At 49.1% G+C, this 18,491-nt stretch carries 10 protein-coding genes; 6 read left to right on the top strand and 4 right to left on the bottom strand.

Translation table 11 applies throughout. The features are described from left to right. The first annotated feature begins 117 nt into the window (after nucleotides 1–117). From B7990_RS07735 to B7990_RS07725, 3 genes are all read left to right on the top strand, one after another. Complete coding sequence (locus B7990_RS07735; RefSeq protein ID WP_088640415.1) at nucleotides 118–1,248, top strand: glycosyltransferase; 1,131 nt, start codon at nucleotides 118–120, stop codon at nucleotides 1,246–1,248. 2 nt (nucleotides 1,249–1,250) lie between these two features. Next, nucleotides 1,251–3,773 (top strand): DNA topoisomerase III, encoded by a 2,523-nt coding sequence (locus B7990_RS07730; protein WP_088640414.1) that lies wholly within the window; start codon nucleotides 1,251–1,253, stop codon nucleotides 3,771–3,773. Between the two features lie 176 nt (nucleotides 3,774–3,949). After that, the gene (locus B7990_RS07725) at nucleotides 3,950–5,323 is read left to right on the top strand and encodes a glycoside hydrolase family 3 protein (protein ID WP_176407247.1); all 1,374 of its coding nucleotides are present in this window, start codon (nucleotides 3,950–3,952) and stop codon (nucleotides 5,321–5,323) included. 80 nt (nucleotides 5,324–5,403) lie between these two features. Here B7990_RS07725 and B7990_RS07720 read toward each other — a convergent pair whose 3' ends face one another. Together B7990_RS07720 and B7990_RS07715 are read right to left on the bottom strand one after the other, a co-directional pair. After that, the gene (locus B7990_RS07720) at nucleotides 5,404–5,970 is read right to left on the bottom strand and encodes a PolC-type DNA polymerase III (protein WP_088640412.1); all 567 of its coding nucleotides are present in this window, start codon (nucleotides 5,968–5,970) and stop codon (nucleotides 5,404–5,406) included. A 6-nt stretch (nucleotides 5,971–5,976) separates the two neighbouring features. Then, nucleotides 5,977–6,561 (bottom strand): hypothetical protein, encoded by a 585-nt coding sequence (locus B7990_RS07715; protein ID WP_088640411.1) that lies wholly within the window; start codon nucleotides 6,559–6,561, stop codon nucleotides 5,977–5,979. A gap of 155 nt (nucleotides 6,562–6,716) precedes the next feature. Between B7990_RS07715 and B7990_RS07710 the strand changes: the two genes are divergently transcribed. Both B7990_RS07710 and B7990_RS07705 read left to right on the top strand, forming a co-directional pair. After that, complete coding sequence (locus B7990_RS07710) at nucleotides 6,717–7,706, top strand: glutamate--tRNA ligase family protein (RefSeq protein WP_088640410.1); 990 nt, start codon at nucleotides 6,717–6,719, stop codon at nucleotides 7,704–7,706. A gap of 35 nt (nucleotides 7,707–7,741) precedes the next feature. After that, nucleotides 7,742–11,815 (top strand): hypothetical protein, encoded by a 4,074-nt coding sequence (locus tag B7990_RS07705; RefSeq protein ID WP_088640409.1) that lies wholly within the window; start codon nucleotides 7,742–7,744, stop codon nucleotides 11,813–11,815. A 128-nt stretch (nucleotides 11,816–11,943) separates the two neighbouring features. Here B7990_RS07705 and B7990_RS07700 read toward each other — a convergent pair whose 3' ends face one another. Beyond that, nucleotides 11,944–12,345 (bottom strand): SPOR domain-containing protein, encoded by a 402-nt coding sequence (locus B7990_RS07700; protein ID WP_088640408.1) that lies wholly within the window; start codon nucleotides 12,343–12,345, stop codon nucleotides 11,944–11,946. Between the two features lie 66 nt (nucleotides 12,346–12,411). Next, nucleotides 12,412–17,211, bottom strand: a complete 4,800-nt coding sequence (locus B7990_RS07695; RefSeq protein ID WP_088640407.1) for a fibro-slime domain-containing protein — start codon at nucleotides 17,209–17,211, stop codon at nucleotides 12,412–12,414. A 362-nt stretch (nucleotides 17,212–17,573) separates the two neighbouring features. Here B7990_RS07695 and B7990_RS07690 point away from each other — a divergent pair, with 362 nt between their 5' ends. Then, complete coding sequence (locus B7990_RS07690; protein ID WP_088640406.1) at nucleotides 17,574–18,389, top strand: GGDEF domain-containing protein; 816 nt, start codon at nucleotides 17,574–17,576, stop codon at nucleotides 18,387–18,389. The last annotated feature ends 102 nt before the right edge of the window (nucleotides 18,390–18,491 follow it).

The following is an 18,491-nucleotide window of genomic DNA, read 5'->3' as shown; positions in this document are numbered from 1 at the left end:
CCCACACGTTCAGCACCTAGTCGCTTACTATAATATTATATGCGTAAAAATGCCCCGCGATTTTGATGGTGAGTTTTAAACATTCAAAAAAACCTTATTACATTTTGCCGAAGAACAATGTTCCTTACGGTTTTGACATACGTGGCCATCGGGCTTTTGGCAATACTCGCCATCTTCTATCTCGGGTTAGAAGTGCGGTTCTACCGTGCGCTCGGGCGCGTACGCGAGGGCTTTGCCGACCCGGAACCACTCCCGAAGGTGAGCATCCTGATTGCGGCCCGAAATGAATCCGAAGGCATCCGCGAAACGCTCAACTCCGTACTCTCGCAAGATTACGAGGGCGATTGGGAAGTCTGGGTAGCCGATGACCGCTCCACGGACGACACCCCGAAGATTCTCGCGGAATACGAAGCAAAATTTGAACGCCTCCACGTACTCACGATCGATTCCATCCCCGAAGGAGTGAGTCCCAAGAAGCAGGCCATCAGCAAGATGATCGAAGCCTGCAACGGAGAAATCCTCTGCCTCACGGACGCCGACTGCATCGTGCAGCCGTCCTGGATCAAAGGGATCGTCAAGGAATTCGAACCGGGGATTGAACTTGTCGCCGGACACTCGTACATCCCGACCGACAAGAGTTCGCCGTTCATCATATGCATGCAGGCGGTCGAAACGCTGATTTACCGCGTCGCAGGCACAGCAGGCCTCGCCATGCACCTCCCGCTCACAAGCACAGGCAACAACCTCGCCTACCGCAAAAGCTTCTTCCAGAGCGTGAACGGCTTTACAGGCGTCATCAAAATCCAGAGCGGAGACGACGACCTCCTGATGCAAAAACTGGCAGCCGACCGTCCATGGGCCATGCGCTACTGCATCACGCCCTCCACGTTCGTCACCACAAGCGGCAAGGAAACACTCAAGGCCCTCTGGGAACAGCGCAAACGCTGGGCATCAAAGACCATCTACTATACCCCAAAAATCGTCTTTGTGCTCTCGATGGTGTTCCTGTTCCTTACCATGCTCTGCATCACCGCAGCATTCTCGATTTTCAGTTTCAAGATTTTCGTCGCCACATTGATAGCGTTCTTGAGCAAGAGCGTAGGCGACATGGTTCTCATTATTCGCGGGCTCAAAATATTCAAGCAGGAACACCTCCTCAAGTGGTGCATCCCGGTTGAATTCATCCACGCCCCCTTTACCGTACTGGCCGTACTGTTCGGCCTGTTCGGACGTTTTAAGTGGAAATAAAAATGGCAACGACTAAAACTACAACTAAGGCGACAACTAAAACCACTACAAAGAAAACTGCCGCAAAAACATCAAAAGCGGCTATCGAAGGCAAGACGCTCATCATCGCAGAAAAACCTAGCGTGGCAGCCGACCTCGTCAAAGTGCTCGGTGCAAAATCCTTCAAGAAAGAAACCGCCTATTACGAAAGCGATTCAACCATCGTAAGCCATGCGATTGGTCACCTCGTTGGTATCGCCGACCCGAAAGATATCGACGAACGCTACAAAGCATGGGACATGAAAACACTCCCCATGCTCCCGGAAAAGTTCCCGCTCGTTGCCCTACCGACCACAAAAGCCCATCTCTCCGCCCTCGGCAAGCTCATCAAGCGCAAGGACGTGACGACGATTATAAACGCATGCGATGCGGGCCGCGAAGGTGAACTGATTTTCTATTACATCGTGGACTACATTCTCAAGGGAAACTTCAAGGGCAAGACATTCAAGAGACTTTGGATGCAGAGCATGACGCCTGCCGCCATCAAGGACGCATTCGAGCACCTCCGTACCGAAGAAGACATGGTGAACTTGAGGAACGCCGCCCTCTGCCGTAGCGAAGCCGACTGGCTCGTAGGCATGAACGGAAGCCGCGGACTCACCGCCTACAACAGCTCCATGGGCGGGTTCCAGATTACGCCGTGCGGACGTGTGCAGACTCCGACGCTTGCCATTATCGTGAAGCGCGAAGAAGAACGCAACCGCTTTGTACCGCAAAAGTTCTGGACGATCGAAGCCTCGTTCGATAACGCAGGCGCAGGCTACCAAGGCAAGTGGTTCACCGTCGATAAAGAAAACGGCAAAGACCGCGTCAAGCAGATTTTTGACGAAGCTCGCGCTCAGGAAATTCTCGCCAAGTGCAAGGGCAAGACCGGCTCCATCGAAGAGACCACCGCCCCGGGCCAGCAGAAGTGCGGTCAGCTCTATGACCTCACCACGCTCCAGCGCGAAGCAAACAACCGCTTTGGATTCAGCGCAAAGACAACGCTTTCCATCGCCCAGTCACTCTATGAACATTACAAGGCGACCACGTATCCGCGTACCGATAGCCGTTGCTTGCCCGAAGATTACGTCGCCCCAGTAAAGGCAACACTCGGCAAGATTGAAGGTCCGCTCGCCAAATTCGCTCAAGAAGCTTTGGACAAGAACTACGTGAAGCGTACGCCGAAGGTCTTTGACAACTCGAAAATCTCGGACCACTTCGCCATCATCCCGACAGGCGTTGTGCCGAAGGGACTCTCCGAAGCTGAAGAAAAAATCTACACGATGATTTGCCAGCGCTTTATTGCGGTGTTCTTCCCGCCAGCGCAGTACTTGAACACGACACGAATCACGACAGTCGAAAACGAGACCTTCATCACCGAAGGCAAGATTCTTGTGGATCCGGGCTTCAAGGCCATTTACGGCAAGGAATCCGACGAAGAATCGAATATTCCGAAGCTGAACGGCAACACCGCCAAAACGCTCGAAATTGACGCTAAAGAAGACTTTACCAAGCCGCCTGCACACTACACCGAAAGTACGCTCCTCTCGATGATGGAAAGTGCAGGTAAGCTCGTGGAAGACGACGAACTCCGCGACGCCATGAAGGAACGCGGCCTCGGAACGCCTGCCACACGCGCCGCCATCATTGAAAAACTCGTGAGCGACAAGTACGTTGTCCGCGACGGCAAGGAAATGATCCCGACCGCAAAGGCATTTGACCTCATCAAGGTCCTCTCCGCCATGAACTGCGAAGCCCTCACCAGCCCAGAACTCACCGGTGAATGGGAATACAAGATGGACCTCATCTCGAAGGGCAAGGAATCTCGCGAAGCGTTCATGAACGGCATCGTCGAAATGACAAAGACGATGGTGAAAAACATCAAGGGATTCAAGGAAGAAAGCACGACCGACGAAGCAAGCTTCAGCCCTGTAAACGGCAAGAAGGTTTTCGAAACGGTCAGCCGCTACACCACCGAAGACGGCATCGTCATCCGCAAGATTGTGGGCGGCAAGCACTTGTCCGAAAGTGAAATCGTTGAACTCTTGACCAAGCGCAAGATTGGCCCTTTGACCGGTTTCCGCAGCAAGAAGGGCGCCGAATTCTCGGCCGTTCTCATCATCAACGACGAGAACAAAGTCGAATTTGTCTTTGACGAAAAGCCCGAAGAAATCGAACTCGGCGAAGTCATCGGCAAGTCGCCTGTTGACGGTTCAGACGTTTACGAGACGCTCACAGGCTACGTCTCAGAAAGCTACGTGAAGAAAGAACCAAGCGGCATCACGCTCCCGAAGATTCTCCTCGGCAAGGAAATTCCGCTCGACGACATCAAGAAACTGCTCGCCGGCGAAAAGACTTCGCTTATCAAGGGATTCCGCAGCAACAAGACTCGCCGCCTGTTCGACGCATACCTCACGCTCGTGAAGGGCAAGCTCAAGTTTGATTTCCCGCCGCGTGAATTCAAGCCCCGCCGATTCGGTGCGAAGAAAAAGAGTGAAGAGTGATAAAGCTTGTCATTCTGAGTCCGCAAGGACGAAGAATCCAGTTAAATTTCACTGGATCCTTCCACTTTCAGTGTCAGGATGACAAATGAATTTCTGTGTCAAGAAGACACAATGAATGTTAATACATGACCTTAAGACTTTTATATACACTTGCTCTTTTCGCGGCTTATTCCGCCATGGCTTCGGGAAACGTTCCTAAAGCCAAAGCGCCGTTGGCCATTGACGATAGCATCATCATGCCCGCGACAAGCGCTTCTGCAAAGAGTACAGCCCCAGTTGCGCAAGACAAAACTCCTTTTTACGCAAGTTCATCGTCCGAAGAGACCATGTGCGTGTTTTCGTCTTCGTCTGTAGCACCCATTTGCACTTACTCATCATCGGAAAATGTCACGGAATCAAGTTCCGCGAACCTCGTAAAAGATTCGACGACTCTCGCGACCTCCAGCTCCACCAAAGCACCGCAGTCTTCGTCGAGTGTCGCAAAGTCCGACAAAAATCCGTACAACTTGCCCGATGAACTCATGCCGTTGTGGAATTCCATGTCCATGCGCCAAAAAGCTGGCCAAATGATCATGGTGTTCCTCACCTCGCCGCAATTCGTGATCGAAAACGAGCTCGGCGGCGTGCTCATCACAGGCAAGCACCTCCGCAGTTTCGACAATTACAAAGAACGAATGGACGAAATCGACAGGAACTTGAAGATTCCTCTTTTCACGGCACTCGACCAAGAAGGCGGCCTCGTTAACCGTTTAGTATCGTATTCAAAGCAATGGGAAGGCCTCCCGAGCGCCCGCGAAATGCGTCGCATGGATACCACGCAAATTCACTCGCTCGCAAAAAAAGTCGGGAGCGTACTCAAAGACATCAGAATCAACATGAATTTGGCACCAGTTCTGGACCCGTCCAAGGACCACCGCGGCACCAATTCGTTCATGGAAGAAAGCCGACGCTCGTGGGGTAACGACACATCAAACGCTTACAAAGTAAGAGCATTCGTCAACGGCATGCGCGACAACGGCATCATCTGCGTTTCAAAGCACTTCCCCGGTTACGATTCCTGGACAAACAGCGACTTGCAAATTGCCATCAGCGCTTCACCCAAAGAAAAAATTGACCAGAACATCTCCTTTTTCAAGACTCTTGCAAACGACATTCCTGTCACAATGATGTCGAGCGTCCATTTTCTGCGCATTTCAAGCCGCCCCGCCGTCTTCGACGCCAACATTGTAAAAATGGCCCGTCGCGGATTCCCGGACATGGTCATGCTCACCGACGACCTCTGGGGAACATCCCTTCGCACATGGGCAAGCGGCAAAACGCAAATTCAGCCTCGCAAGACCTACCCGGACAAAGACTTCAAGCGCCTCGTCACCGCCATCATTGACGCCGGCAACGACATGCTCATGATCTCCTACACATCAAAAGCCAAGGACATGCTCGACATCATGATGGACCTTTGCGAAAAAAACTCAAAATACAAGCGGCGAATCGAAGAATCCGCCGCCCGCATCTTGAAGCTCAAATATAAAATGGGATTGTTGAAGTTTTAATCTCGCGCGCATCTCGTAGTTGCGATTCTCGCATTAGCCATAAACCAATAGCCATTGACTTAAGACTATAGACCCAACAACTACTTGCAAAACGCCTGTTTCTTGGCAACAGATAAATTCACGACGTTTTTCATCACGCCGGTCTCGCCGACTTTTTCCAGAGCCGACTTCAAAATGGCGGCCGCCGCAAGCGTATCGTCCAAAGCGCGGTGATGGTTAAAATCCGGGAGTCCAAGAGATTCCGTAAGCTTGTGCAAACTGTAGCTCGGCTGCCCCGGGAACACGCGCCGCGCGAGCTTTACCGTACAAAGTCTCGCAGGGTTGAACTTGATGCAGCAGCGCTTCAGTTCCGCAGTCATGTACTTGCAGTCGAACTGGACATTATGCGCTACAAAAATGCGGTCTTGCAAAAGCGCAGCCACATGCTCTGCAACTATGCCAAATTGCGGTTGTCCATTCACCATTTCGTCAGTGATGCCCGTCAGTTCGCGCACAAATGGCGTAATAGGCTTACCTGGGTCCACAAGTGCGTGGTACGTTTCAACAATTTCGGAACCGTCCATCAGGGCGATTCCGATTTCCATTATACGATTATCTTCACCATGTCCGCCGGTCGTTTCGAGATCGACTACCGCAAATTTTAGCAATGCAAATTACCTTACGGGAATATCGATATCGAGCGTTTCCATCCCGTCTCGTGTTTGCACTCTTGCAAGCATCACATTGGACTTGGGGTGTCCGTAAACAGGGACGACGAGCAGGTTAGAAACGCCTCTCTGTTCACTCGGAACCGCTTCGGTATCGTAAGCTGTTTTCGTAAATATAGGTTTCTTGCTGCCATCGTACAACGAGTACGTCAACTTGCGAGGCATTCCCTTCTTGATTTGAGATGTTTTCACCTGAAAATAGATATAGCCGCCCTTCGGGACCGTTCTCAGGCTGTCGCGAATTTCTTCTTCAGTCGCATAAGCAGCCTCCATCGCAAGGCGCAAATTCTTACGCACCTGCTCAGGTCTTTCGTATTCGACCATTACATTGAACCTGGCATCTTCGGGAATGGCACTTTCACGCACATCGCGAATCTTGCTGTTGTTCTGATGGTACTCCCAGCGACCATTGTCGTGTAATATTACTGTTGCGCCGTTCGAAGCCGTAGCGACAACATCATTAGCGAAAGCATTTGCTGCAAACGCAAAGAAAAGAGCCACGCAGGCCCTCGAAAGTCTCATTCCACCCATAATTACTCCAGTGTTACATCCCATTACCTCAATAATATATTATAAGAAATGCGTTTTAGAAGCAAAAAGTGAAATAAATATGTTTTTTCATAGAAATTATGTGACTTTAGTAATAATTTTACAACTTATATTTACTCCGTAACTACATTTGCACCATGTCTGGAAAAATTCGATTCGCACCTAGCCCCACGGGTTACCTTCACGAAGGCCATCTGCTTTCGGCACTTTATGTGTGGGCCGCCGCAAAAAAATGGAATTTAAAAGTCCATCTGCGAATCGAAGACCATGACCAGAGCCGTGCGCGCCCCGCTTACATCGCAGGCATCCGAGAAGATTTAGCTTGGCTTGGGTTCAAGTACGATTCCGAGAGCATACAAAGTGCCCGCGGACCGATCTACGAAGCCGCCCTCCAAAAACTTGTTGCAAAATCGCTCGTTTATCCGTGCTATTGCAGCCGCAAGCAGCTCCTCGCCGAAAACCCGCAAAGCGAAACCGGAGAAATCATTTATCAGGGAAAATGCAAACATCTCGTCATCCTGAGCGAAGCAATTCGTCATCCTGAACGAAGTGAAGACAACTCAAAAGGCGAGTGTTGCGCCCATGCTCGCATGGGCATAACCGAGCCAAAGAGTTGGGGCTTAGCCCCATCCAGTGAAGTTTTGAGTAGCAACTCAGCACCGCACAACTTGCGGTTTATCGTTCCAAACAAGTTCATCGACTGGCACGACCTACGTCTCGGAGACTTTCACGAGAACCCGAAACTCCAGTGCGGGGATTTTCCCATCCGCGACCGCGACAACCAATGGACCTACCAGTTCGCCGTCTGCGTTGACGACATTGACGAGGGCATCACGCATATCGTCCGTGGCGAGGACATCCGCAACTCCACGGCCCGCCAGATTGCACTCATGGAAGCACTAGGCCGCAAAGAACGCCCCGTCTACCTGCACCACCCGCTCATCGTGGATGCAAACAACAAGAAGCTTTCCAAGCGCGAACTCGCCCACAGCTTGCGCCAGGACAAAGAAGCCGGCATTTCCCCCGAAACGCTCTTCGGACGCGTCTGCTACAAGGCGCACCTGACCGAAAATGACGCACCAAGATCCATCATTGACGCAATATCCATAATTATGGAACATCTATAGCGTCCATTTCGTTAAAAAAAATTTATATTCGGGACATGGCATCAACGTCAATGTCCGCAACCATTGAAAAAATCCGCGAAGCAGCAGCAGCCTTTGATAGCAAAGACCGCTTACTTAGCTTTTCTCAAAAAAACAAGTTTCAATCCCCGCTGCTTTTAGGTAACGGCGACCAGTTTTTTGATATCTGGCAAAACGATCCAAAGCCTCGCGCTCTTGCGCAGTTTTTCCCTGTCACTGCCAAATACGACGAAGAAAAACAAAAGGCCGACCTCGAAAAATTCCGCAAAGTCCTCAATACCAAGACCGAAGATTTCTGCAATCAGGACTTGTACCTGGTCACAGGATTTATCAAGTGGGGCGAAAAATCGCTTGCCCCTGCACTCCTCATCCCGCTTGATTACGATGACGAAAGCGACTCCGTCACCATTTCGGCTCGCGCCCCCATCGAAAATATTGCTCTCCCGGCGCTGGACAAGAACATCAAGTTTCCAAAGGCTTTAGACTTTGTCAAGAACGGCACCTTTGGAATCCAAAAGTTTTTCGACACGCTCGAAAAAAAAATTGAATCGAAGGCGGACTGGAAATTTACACGCAACGGCTTTTGCATCACGTTTTACAGCACCAACAGGATTCTTCTCAAAAAGAAGCTGACAAGTGAATGCTGGACAACAGCCAAAGCCGCAAACAACGATTTTTTCATCGCGACAATTGGTAACGAAGGATTCCTGCCACAGTCTTCGCTTTTTGACGATGTCCCCTATGACCACGTTTACAACCCAGCAGACCACTATTTCCCCTACATAACCGATTCACAGACAAACAAGGCTGTCATTGACGCCCTTCACGAGAAATCTTCGGTCTATGCGATACAGACTCTCCCCGGATCGGAGAAGGCCAAAGCCGCTGTAAACATAGCCGCCGACTTGATCCAGCAAAAGAAAAAGGTCTGTGTAGTATGCCGTAGGGCCATCACCAAATTCAATTTCGAGAACGCCTGGAACCCGCCATTCCGCTCATTCCAAGGTCCTGACCGCGATACACTCAAGACTACTCTCTGCGATACCCGAGCAAAGCTTGTCTCGTATTACGATGCGGTCAACAATCCGCTTAAGCCAAGCGGCGCAAGGCTCACGGAATTACTTGATGAAATAGCAAAGTTAAAGCCCGTCAAGACAAAGTTTCCAAGCAGCCTTTTCAAGAATATCGAAGACGTACGCTACAAAAAATTCAAGTCCATGCACTATAGCCTGGAACAGATGGCGCATCTTTTCTTCAACGAAAACGGCATCGACATTTACAATTCTTTCCAGGGAATCACGCTGCCCGCCGTTTCACAAGAGCGCAAGAACTCCATCGGCGAAGACCTGGAACAAGCGGCAAGCTTGTTCGAAACCATCAAGCCGTTTATCGAAAGCATCGGCAAATCCAAACTTTATCTCGATGGAATAAAACTTTCAGACGTCATAGCCCTGGCAAACGTCCTTAAGAAAAATTTCGACAACGAAATGCCCGGCTTTGAAGAATGGGATCTCCATTCAAACGGATGGATCGCCTATCAAGACGACCTGAACGATTTACCGAATGCAGGCGCCCGCTGGTCAAGCTATCGCCGCAAAGGCTCCGACATCTTTACAGAAGACGCCATTGACGAAAACATCCTCGCCGCGCGCAATGAATTTGACGAGAGCCTAAGTTCAGCGCTCAAGGCCCTGTCGGACCACTATCGCAGACCCAAGCGACTCCTACTGAGTGTTTTCAAGGATCCCAAGAGCATCACCTCGGACGACATGCTCCTAGAGCAAATCGACAAGCTCATTGAAATCCAGGATTACAGACGCAAATACAAAGATTCCTCCGTGCTTGCCGCACGTTTGTTCGGTAAAGACTGGAAATACGAAAAGACCGACTGGAAGGATCTGGCCGAAAAAATCCGCCATTACTATGTATTCCGTGCCCGCATCAAAAACAGCGACCAGCACGATTATCTGCTACAGCTACTCGCCAAATGGCACTTGTTCAAGCCGTTCGCCGAGAATTTCGACAACATCCAGGAAAGCGCCGAAAAACTGCAAAAGAAGCTCCAGAGCATAAGCAAGGCGCTCAACTTGAGCGAATCCATGGATACACAGAATGTGGACTCGTGGATTGGGAAAATAGAAAGCTGGTCCAAGCACTGGAACAAGCAGGACATTTACCTGCAACTCTGTGAACACATGGAAAACATCAGCGATTCGCCATGTGAAAATCTCGCCCAGTTTGTAAAAGATACAAAGAACGCCAATAAAGATATCGCAATGGCATTCGCCCGCGCCTGGACAAATCAACAGATGCAAGCGGCAACAGCAGACTGCCCAGACCTCTTCAGTCCATCTGCAAAAAACAGAAAGCAGCAAGGCAAGCAGTACCGAACACTATTGGATCAATTCAGCAATGCGAATTTCCGCATCGCACATGAGGCTATAGAAAAGAACCCCGACCTGCTCCAGGTTGTTACATTGGCAAACACCTACGAACAGGATTTCGATTCGTTTGATGCAGCATTGATTCTGGATGCCGACTGCATGTCGATTGCCGAAGCCATGTCTGGAATTTTCAATTCCAAAAAAGCCATCTTATTTGGCAATCCATGCGCACCCGCACTCGAAATGCTCCCAATGGACGCATGCAACATGGAAATATCTACGCAGTCGATATTCTTCAAGGACAACGTGCTTTCGGCGGCACTCCGCAAGGGAATCCCGACCCGAATCATCGGCTATACAACACAATATGCGGATCCAGCTTTATTCAGTTTTGCAAACAGCAAAATATACAATAACGCCATATCGCAATTTCCAAATCCGGCATTAGCAACAAGCAAACCGCAAACGCTCAAGATCGTTCGCGACAAGATTTCGTCAATTGCAGAAAAAGCCGTCCAGCATGCGACAAGAAATCCCAGCCAGACTCTAGGAATTGTCGTGTTCAACCAGGCACTCATCAGCGAAATTGAAGATGCGATACAAAAGCTCCTGGTGAAAAATCCAGGCGCAGCAAAGTTCTTTGCGCAAAAAAGCATTACAAACAAGTTCTACATCAAGACCGCAGAGCGAGCCGTTGACTTGTACCGTGACGTCATTTTCATATGTGCCGATATCGATCACGCCACAAGCATTTCCGGGATTCGCAAAATTTCAGTTTGTACAACACTTGCAAAGCAAAGCCTCAGCCTGTTCATGACAAACGAAGACGCCGAGAAACTTGCAAGCGCCAAGCCCAACCTGTTCCAGGAATGGATCGGTTCGCTCAAAAATTCAGAGATTGCAGTACCTCAAAACAACGCCGCCGAATCCGTTCTTGACGCACAAATTAAGGATATTTTCACGAAGGAATCGATAGCCTTTAAGGACAGCATCGCCACGGGCAACATTCCTATAGGGCCAGTCGTCATCGACGCCAACAACTCCAAGCGGTTCCTAGCGGTCGTCGAGAGCGATTGCAGCACCTCGCCCTACAAGGAATCCATTGAAGATCGAGAATACATACGACCGAATGCGCTTTCAAGTCGCGGCTGGAAAGTCCTGAACATGTGGCTTCCGCTTTGGAACATTTCAAATGCCGATGAAAAGGAAAATCTCATCGCAACAATCGCCATTGAACAAAGTGTCGCACCACCACCGCAAGAAGACATTCCGCTCGACGATTCAGAGCATGTCGCAACGGCAAAAGTCGAACCATACAGCGTAAAGCACCCCGCAAGCACAACCGACAAACCAATGGCGGAACTTCCGACAGAAACGCTCATCAAGCAGCTCAAATTCTATGTGGATAGCGAATCGCCAATTCACGGAGAACTCCTTCTGCAAAGGCTCCTGGAACTGCATCATGTCGAACACACTAGCGCAAAGATCAACGCAATATTAAGCGATGCCATCAAGCAGGCGCTACACCAGAAGCAGTTCATCAAGACCGGGCCATTCTTCTATTCTCTCACAAACAAGAGCGTTGTGCTCCGAGACCGCTCCAAGAGGCCCGACAGCGAACGCAAGATGGCTTACGTGCCCCCCGAGGAACGCGCCCTGCTCAAGCTCGATGACCACAGCCTCAAGCAGATGCTTGGTGTGCTGTAAGTAGTAGGAAGTAGGCAGTGTATTATGATGTCATGCCCCACTTGATGGGGCATCTCCTTCTTATTTCGAAAAATGACAAAGAGCAGGCGATATGCCTGCTCTTTGTGTCTTAAGAGTTTTAACAAACTTTATCGAAGCTTTACAACAAATGCGTTAATGTTGTATGCAGAAAGCTCGCGAGCTTTATCTTCTGCAACCTTACGCTTTGTCCAGCCACCACCACGTAACTTATAGAACGGGGGGTCAAAGACAACCTGAATGGTATAGCCCGTGCTAGCAGAAAGCTGCGCCTTGCGCCTCTGGGCTGCATCAAAATCGCCAACAGCTTCGAACTGGAGCATATAAAATCCATCGGATTTTTCATTCTTGCCCGAGACCTTCGCAGGAACAGCGGCGTTGCTTGTCGTATCGCGAAGCGAAGCACTAAGCTTTGGCTTGTACTCGTTACCACGGAAAAGAGAATCCATATCAGTCGGCGATCCGGCCCAGGCCATAGCGCACAAGGAAGCTGCAATTATAATCTTTCGCATGCAAGGAAATATAGAAAAAAGCCTCCCCAAAGGGAGGCTTTCTAAAGTTTTTACAAATGTCTAAGACTACTTTTTCGGTTCAGGAATAGTACCCTTGATATGGGAGTTGTGGCGAACGCCCCACATTTCAGTCTTATTGGACTTGAATGTCTTGCCGCGAGAACCGAGATTTGCGTAAGCCTTGATCTTGGAAACATAAGCACCAGTACCCACAAGGCGGTTCTTGGCACCCTTCATGTTCCACACGATAAAGAAGTTCTTACGGTTTTCAACGCAGTTTGCATTCGCACCACCATAGTAGTACTTTCCGTTTTCCTTGAAGTTCTTGTTATCTTCGCAGTAGATGCGCTTGTGATTCGTCAAGACATGGGAACCCAGGTTCGTAAAGACCTGAATTTCATAGTCGAAATAAACCTTGTCGAGCTGGTAGATGACAGAATCTTCCTTAGATTCAACCATTGCGCCCAAATCAACCTTAGCGAACCAACCATGCGGGAAGAACCCATACTTACGGAATTCCGGATCAAAATCGGTATTCTTATCGATGATGGCATTCTTGAAGTCATTTTCATCCTTGAATGCATCAAAGGTGAATACTTCCGTGATCGGGAGTGCAGTCGGATCTGTGAGATCAGACGGAACACCATCCTTTGCATCCGGGACAAGTCTTACAATGTATGCATTCACGTCACCAGAGACGAGTGCCCACGGAGACGGTACGCGATCAGTAGCATCGAAACCAGGAGCGGTATTCCACAGGTGATTTGTTTCAGCACGAATAGAATCAGCACCCGGAATAGAATCGTACATAGACCTATCCTGCACAAGGCCAACACCACCAATGCTTCTAAAGTGGATGTAGTCACCAGACTGCGGGAATACGTTCTTCTTGTCATAAGTCAAGATCAAGTTTTCACCAAGGATCTGCGGGAAAGCAATACCCGTGAGAAGCGGAAGGCTTTCATGGAATGTCGGGGTCTTGGTGTTGTTGATATAGAAGGAGAACACCTTATCACCTTCGCCAACACCCTGAGCCGTCTTCTGAACTTCTTCAGAGAACGTGATCTTCAACTGAGCCTTATCCTCATCAGTATCCGTCATTGCTCTAGCAGAGATAATAACCGGAGCAATACGGTCGTAGATGATGCCATCGTAATCCTGAGTTACAGGAGTCGTACCGCAAGTACCATCATCCTTACGTCTCGGGCAGTATGTAGCCCAGGACTTGAGCTTGCCCATACCAGAAGTCTTTACCTTCTTGGAGAGCTTGATATCCTTACCGCCGAGTGTAATTCTGGGCAAGCAGAGGGTATCAGCAGAGGCGCCCTTAGCAACACCGCAAGCAGAACCGGCAGCAATTGCAGCAGCGTCAAAGACAACCGTCGTATCCGTGCTCCAGGAAATTTCGATCTTTTCCGGGAGAGAGTCCTTATTGAATTCACGATGGTAGTAGACGACAATGGAGTCACCGATACCGTCGAGATAGTCCTTATTCTTGTCGAAGTACTCGAGAGGCATATTCATTTCGCCAACCGGAGCACCATAGACGTCGAAGATGTCAGCAAACTGCGGAGTCGGAACCGGCGGTTCCTGGAACTGCATGTTGTTGTAAGTAGCGACCATGAGGTTCTTGCTCGGGCCACGAATTTCAAATGTAGCAGTACCAGAACCATCAGCCTTTCTTTCGTAGACCTTAGAAGATCTAATGGTAATCGTCACACGGCCGTTAATCAATTCGGCATCGGAAATCATGTCAACGCCAGGATCAGAGCCTTGGCCCTGCTTGAGCTTAATGTGCGAGCAGGTGGTGCAAAGGCTATCGCGATCATCAACAGCGACAACATAGAATTCATAAGCAGTGCCCTTCAAGCGCTTGTCAGTATCCTTATCGCCCTTGACTTCATCCATCGACGTTGCAGAAGCGACAAACTTAAGTCTCGGAACGAAGAACGAGAGTTCAGCCTTGCGGTTACCGCCCACAACAGAGATTTCAGCCTTTTCGACAGCTTTCGTCATACCGTCAAACGGAATCGTAACGTAAACCGTATCGATACCTGAAGCACTCGGGGTTCGCTTTGCGGCCGGATCAATGCTGTTCAAGACACCATTCTTCATTTCATAGAAAAGAACATTCTGATTTGTGGATTTCAAAGAATACTGATCACCTGATTCAGACATTTCAAGAGGATCCGTGCAGGTAGGAACATTGTTACAAGGATCCGTAATAGATGCAATATAGAGCGGAATCATCTGGTCCGGGTCTGGAGTACCATCGTCCTTCAAAGTAGAAGCCATCTTGCTCGAAATATGCTTGTAAACCAGGCTCTTGTTGTTATTGCCATCAACAAAGACGGCATCGCGGTTAGCCACGTTGACAGAACCCTTGATTGTAATCGTGAGAGGATAGCTCTGCTTTTCAATAGTAACAATAAGGTAGTAAATACCCGGCTTCAAGTAGTTGCGCAACGAGTCTGCGTTAAACGTCGGTTCGCCAGGATTGGTAACATTGATGTATCCATCAAACTGCACCGGTTTCTGAGCAAATTCTTCAGCAGTGATTTTCACAGCCGTCGGATCGGTATTGGACTTATCCGTCGTAAGCACAAAGCTCGTTTTCAAATCCTTGATTTCATCACCACATTTTTCGATATCCTTAGCATCCGGATCGGCTTCAGCAGCGCAGGATCCATTGCTGGATTCATTATAGCAAAGATACACGTGGTTCGTACCAGTGGTATTCCAGTCCTTGCGGTCATGTCTTTCATTAGGAGTAATACCAGACTTCTGTTCAATGAACATGTTCGTCTTGATATGGACGTTACTCATCGTAGTGCGGCGGTCGCAGAAGAAGATATCGATCGGGTAAGAAGTACCAACTACAGCATAGCTACCCATAAACTTGTCCAAATCAACATAGCCCGGAGCAGCAAGATGGGTACCACCAAGGTCCACAGCAAGCTTGTTGTTGATGAACACCCAAATATCGTCGTCTCCACGGAAGCTGAACTTCAGTCCCTTTTTGAAACGGAATGTCGCATGAGATTCAAAGCAGAAGTGCTGGTTACGGCCTTCCGTTGTAAGGACCTTGGAATCATCCGAACCAGAAGTCCAACGGTATTGCCCCTTAGCAGGCGGCTGATTCTTTACAGCCATTACACCAACAGAATCTTCAGAGTTTTCAGTATAGAACGTCCAACCGATCGGAGCCATCTGCTGGCATCCCCAACCCCAGCCGTCACCTTCAAAGCTCACTTTAAGATTCTTACGAATTAGAACACCAGCTTGTTCCGTTTCCTTAAATTCTCCACCAGCAGCAAAGAGGCCTTCGCAGTCAATACCGCCTTCCCAACCCGGGCCACTGCAAATCAAGTCGCTCAAAGCAACACCCTCAGTCGGGTGAATCGTACGGAGACCTTCTGGAGTCGTCGTTTTTGAATTGTTATAATCAGGGCAGAAGAATACGGGGCCTTCAGCTCGACGTTTGTTTTCGGCTGCAGGCAGGCGTTCCGAGAGCATCACCGGCTTGGTAGGGTCTTTCATGCCCATTTCGAGAGGAGGTTCTTCCGCAGGGTAGAAGCCACCGACAGCAGTCGCACCTGGGCTCCTATAAGTATCTGATTCAAATTCGTACTTGCCATCAGGAGTCTGTTCAAAGGTCATGTTAAAGCAGTACTTTTCGTTCACGCCCGGCGTATAGTTGAACATGGCCTTGAAAGCGTTTTCGGCATCAGAACCGAAGCATGTCTTACCTTTAGCGGTAAGCTTCATGTATTTTTTGCCATTTCCATCACGGTAAAGCGTATCTTCGACCATGCCCTTTTTCACGCCAATACAAGGCACGACTTCCGAAGCATTCGGAACAACATTATACTTAGCAGTGCTATAGAAGCAGGAGTTGTTCTTACAAACATCAGGATTGCCATCACACTGCTGTTCATAATGGCTACAGGTAAATGCACCGTGGAGCGAAGCATCAGTATCGTAAATGAAAGCTGCCAAAGGATAGCTACAAGTTCCCGTAACAGGGGGGCGTTCGACATACCAGCCGGGCACATCACTAGGATTGTCTTGGGCTTTTGCACCATCAGCAACAAAGAAAACACCACCTTGGAACTTAGCATCCTTTTCGAAAGCCTTGTAAATAGAACCCAACGCAATAGGAGTCAGGGCCCCGGCCGCACCAGTTTGAGCATCACCATCCATGCCCATCATATCGGCTTTATCTTCATCATCATCACGACGAATAAAAATGCTGGACGGGAGAGCTTCATCCACATAGCGCCTGAAATACCAACCGCAGTTGTCCGGGTCGATATTCATTTCGTGATCCTTGCCATCTTCAACAAGCAACGGCACGGCGCTCTTCCAAGTTTCGTTATTCGGCAAGAACACATAGAAATACTTTACGTCAGGAGGTTCTCCTTTGACATAAGGCTTGGTAGGATCGTCAAAATCAGGCTGAATCCAAAGTTCATTTGTATTCTTCCCGAAATCCTTACAGGTAAAACCCGTTCCAGTTCCAAACTGAACATTGGAACCGATTACAGTCCTCGTTATGCCACCGGTCTGACCATAGTCATTCAAAGCCTTCGAGATATTGAATTCATTTTGCGGATTCGCGCCACCAATTAAAGCAGAAGAAATTTCATACCAACTTGGGTATTGCGTACTCTTTTTGAACCCAATGAACTGACCTCCAGCAACGGAATAAGCGGTCGTCCAACCTTCAGGGAGCTTGAGATAAACGGTTCCCTCGCACCCAGCCAAGGATGCCGATGCACTTTGGACACCGGCAATGAGCATTGCACAGCTCAACACCCACAATCTTAAGGATTTGATTCTGTTCTTCATTGTATTTCTATCCATTTCGGTTCTCTCCGACCACGCGGAATATCAAAAAGACCAGCCTTCTTGATAGACCACACCATGCGAAATCTACTTTTTTTAAGGAAAAAAGGAAATTTTTTCTATTAAAGAAATGTGAAAAAAAATTTATATAAAGAAATCCACAGACTTAATCACATTATTTCAACAATGTTTGTATTAAATATTTTACAAACAAAAATTTAGTAACAGAAACTTTACAATCAACGTTGCATACGCCGTATCATAAGCGTATTATATATAGTTAGCTGTTTTTGATTTTAGAAGGGGGAACGACAGCTCCGAAGGCGAGGACGACATTGTCAAAAGGTCCTATATTTGGACAGGGATTAACAAGGGATTTTATGGAAATTTTAAAACCGATGACCGTTCATCCGCACTTGATCGTGCTGTACCCTCAAAGCGAGTTCGCAGAGCTTCCGCTCGAATTAGGGACCGTGGTGCTCGGTCGTGGGCAAGACGCCGACATCCGCTTTGAGGACGAACTGGTAAGCCGCAGGCATTGCGCGCTCACGTTCGACGGCCAGAGCGTGACCGTCGAAGACCTCGGCAGCACGAACGGAACATTCGTCGACGGCAACTACATCCACAAGCAGATTCTCGATTCGGACAACAGGCTCCAGATTGGCAAGATGGTGCTGAAGATTGCCTACAAGGATCCGAACGAGGAGGCTTTTAGCCGCGAACTTTACGAAGCGGCAACGATGGACTCGCTGACGGGAATTCTGAACCACCAGGCGTTCATGGACCGCTCGGCAGGTGAACTCGTTTGCGCCCGCCGTGTGGGCGCATTTATCCATGTGGCATTGATCCGCGTGGACGACTTCAAACGTTTCACGGATTCTTGCGGTGAAATGTGCGGTAACCTGATTTTAAAGGAAGTCGCGAGGCTCTTGAACGATGAGAAGCGCGATTCCGACCTGCTCGCACGATACGACGGCGAAAAGTTTTTGCTCCTCATGATCGGGATTTCTCCCGATGACGCAAAGAAACGCATCGAGAAGTTGCGCCTTGCCATTGAGCGCCATATATTCTCGTGGATGGATTCGAGAATCCCGGTGACGATTTCAGTAGGGCTTGTGTCGCGCCAGAGCGCCGAAGTCACGCAGATGAACGAGATCATCGCCGAAAGCGATGGATTGCTCAACACTGCGGGATAAACGCGACAAGATGGAGATTCCCGCTCGGAGGCGGGAATGACAAAGGAGCCGAGTGATGCAGAAACATGCTTGCATGTTTCTATATCCGAGGCGAACAAGTCA

This window comes from Fibrobacter sp. UWB4, from assembly GCF_002210345.1.
In the GTDB taxonomy this organism is placed as follows: domain Bacteria; phylum Fibrobacterota; class Fibrobacteria; order Fibrobacterales; family Fibrobacteraceae; genus Fibrobacter.
This window is presented reverse-complemented; position numbering and strand designations above follow the sequence as displayed.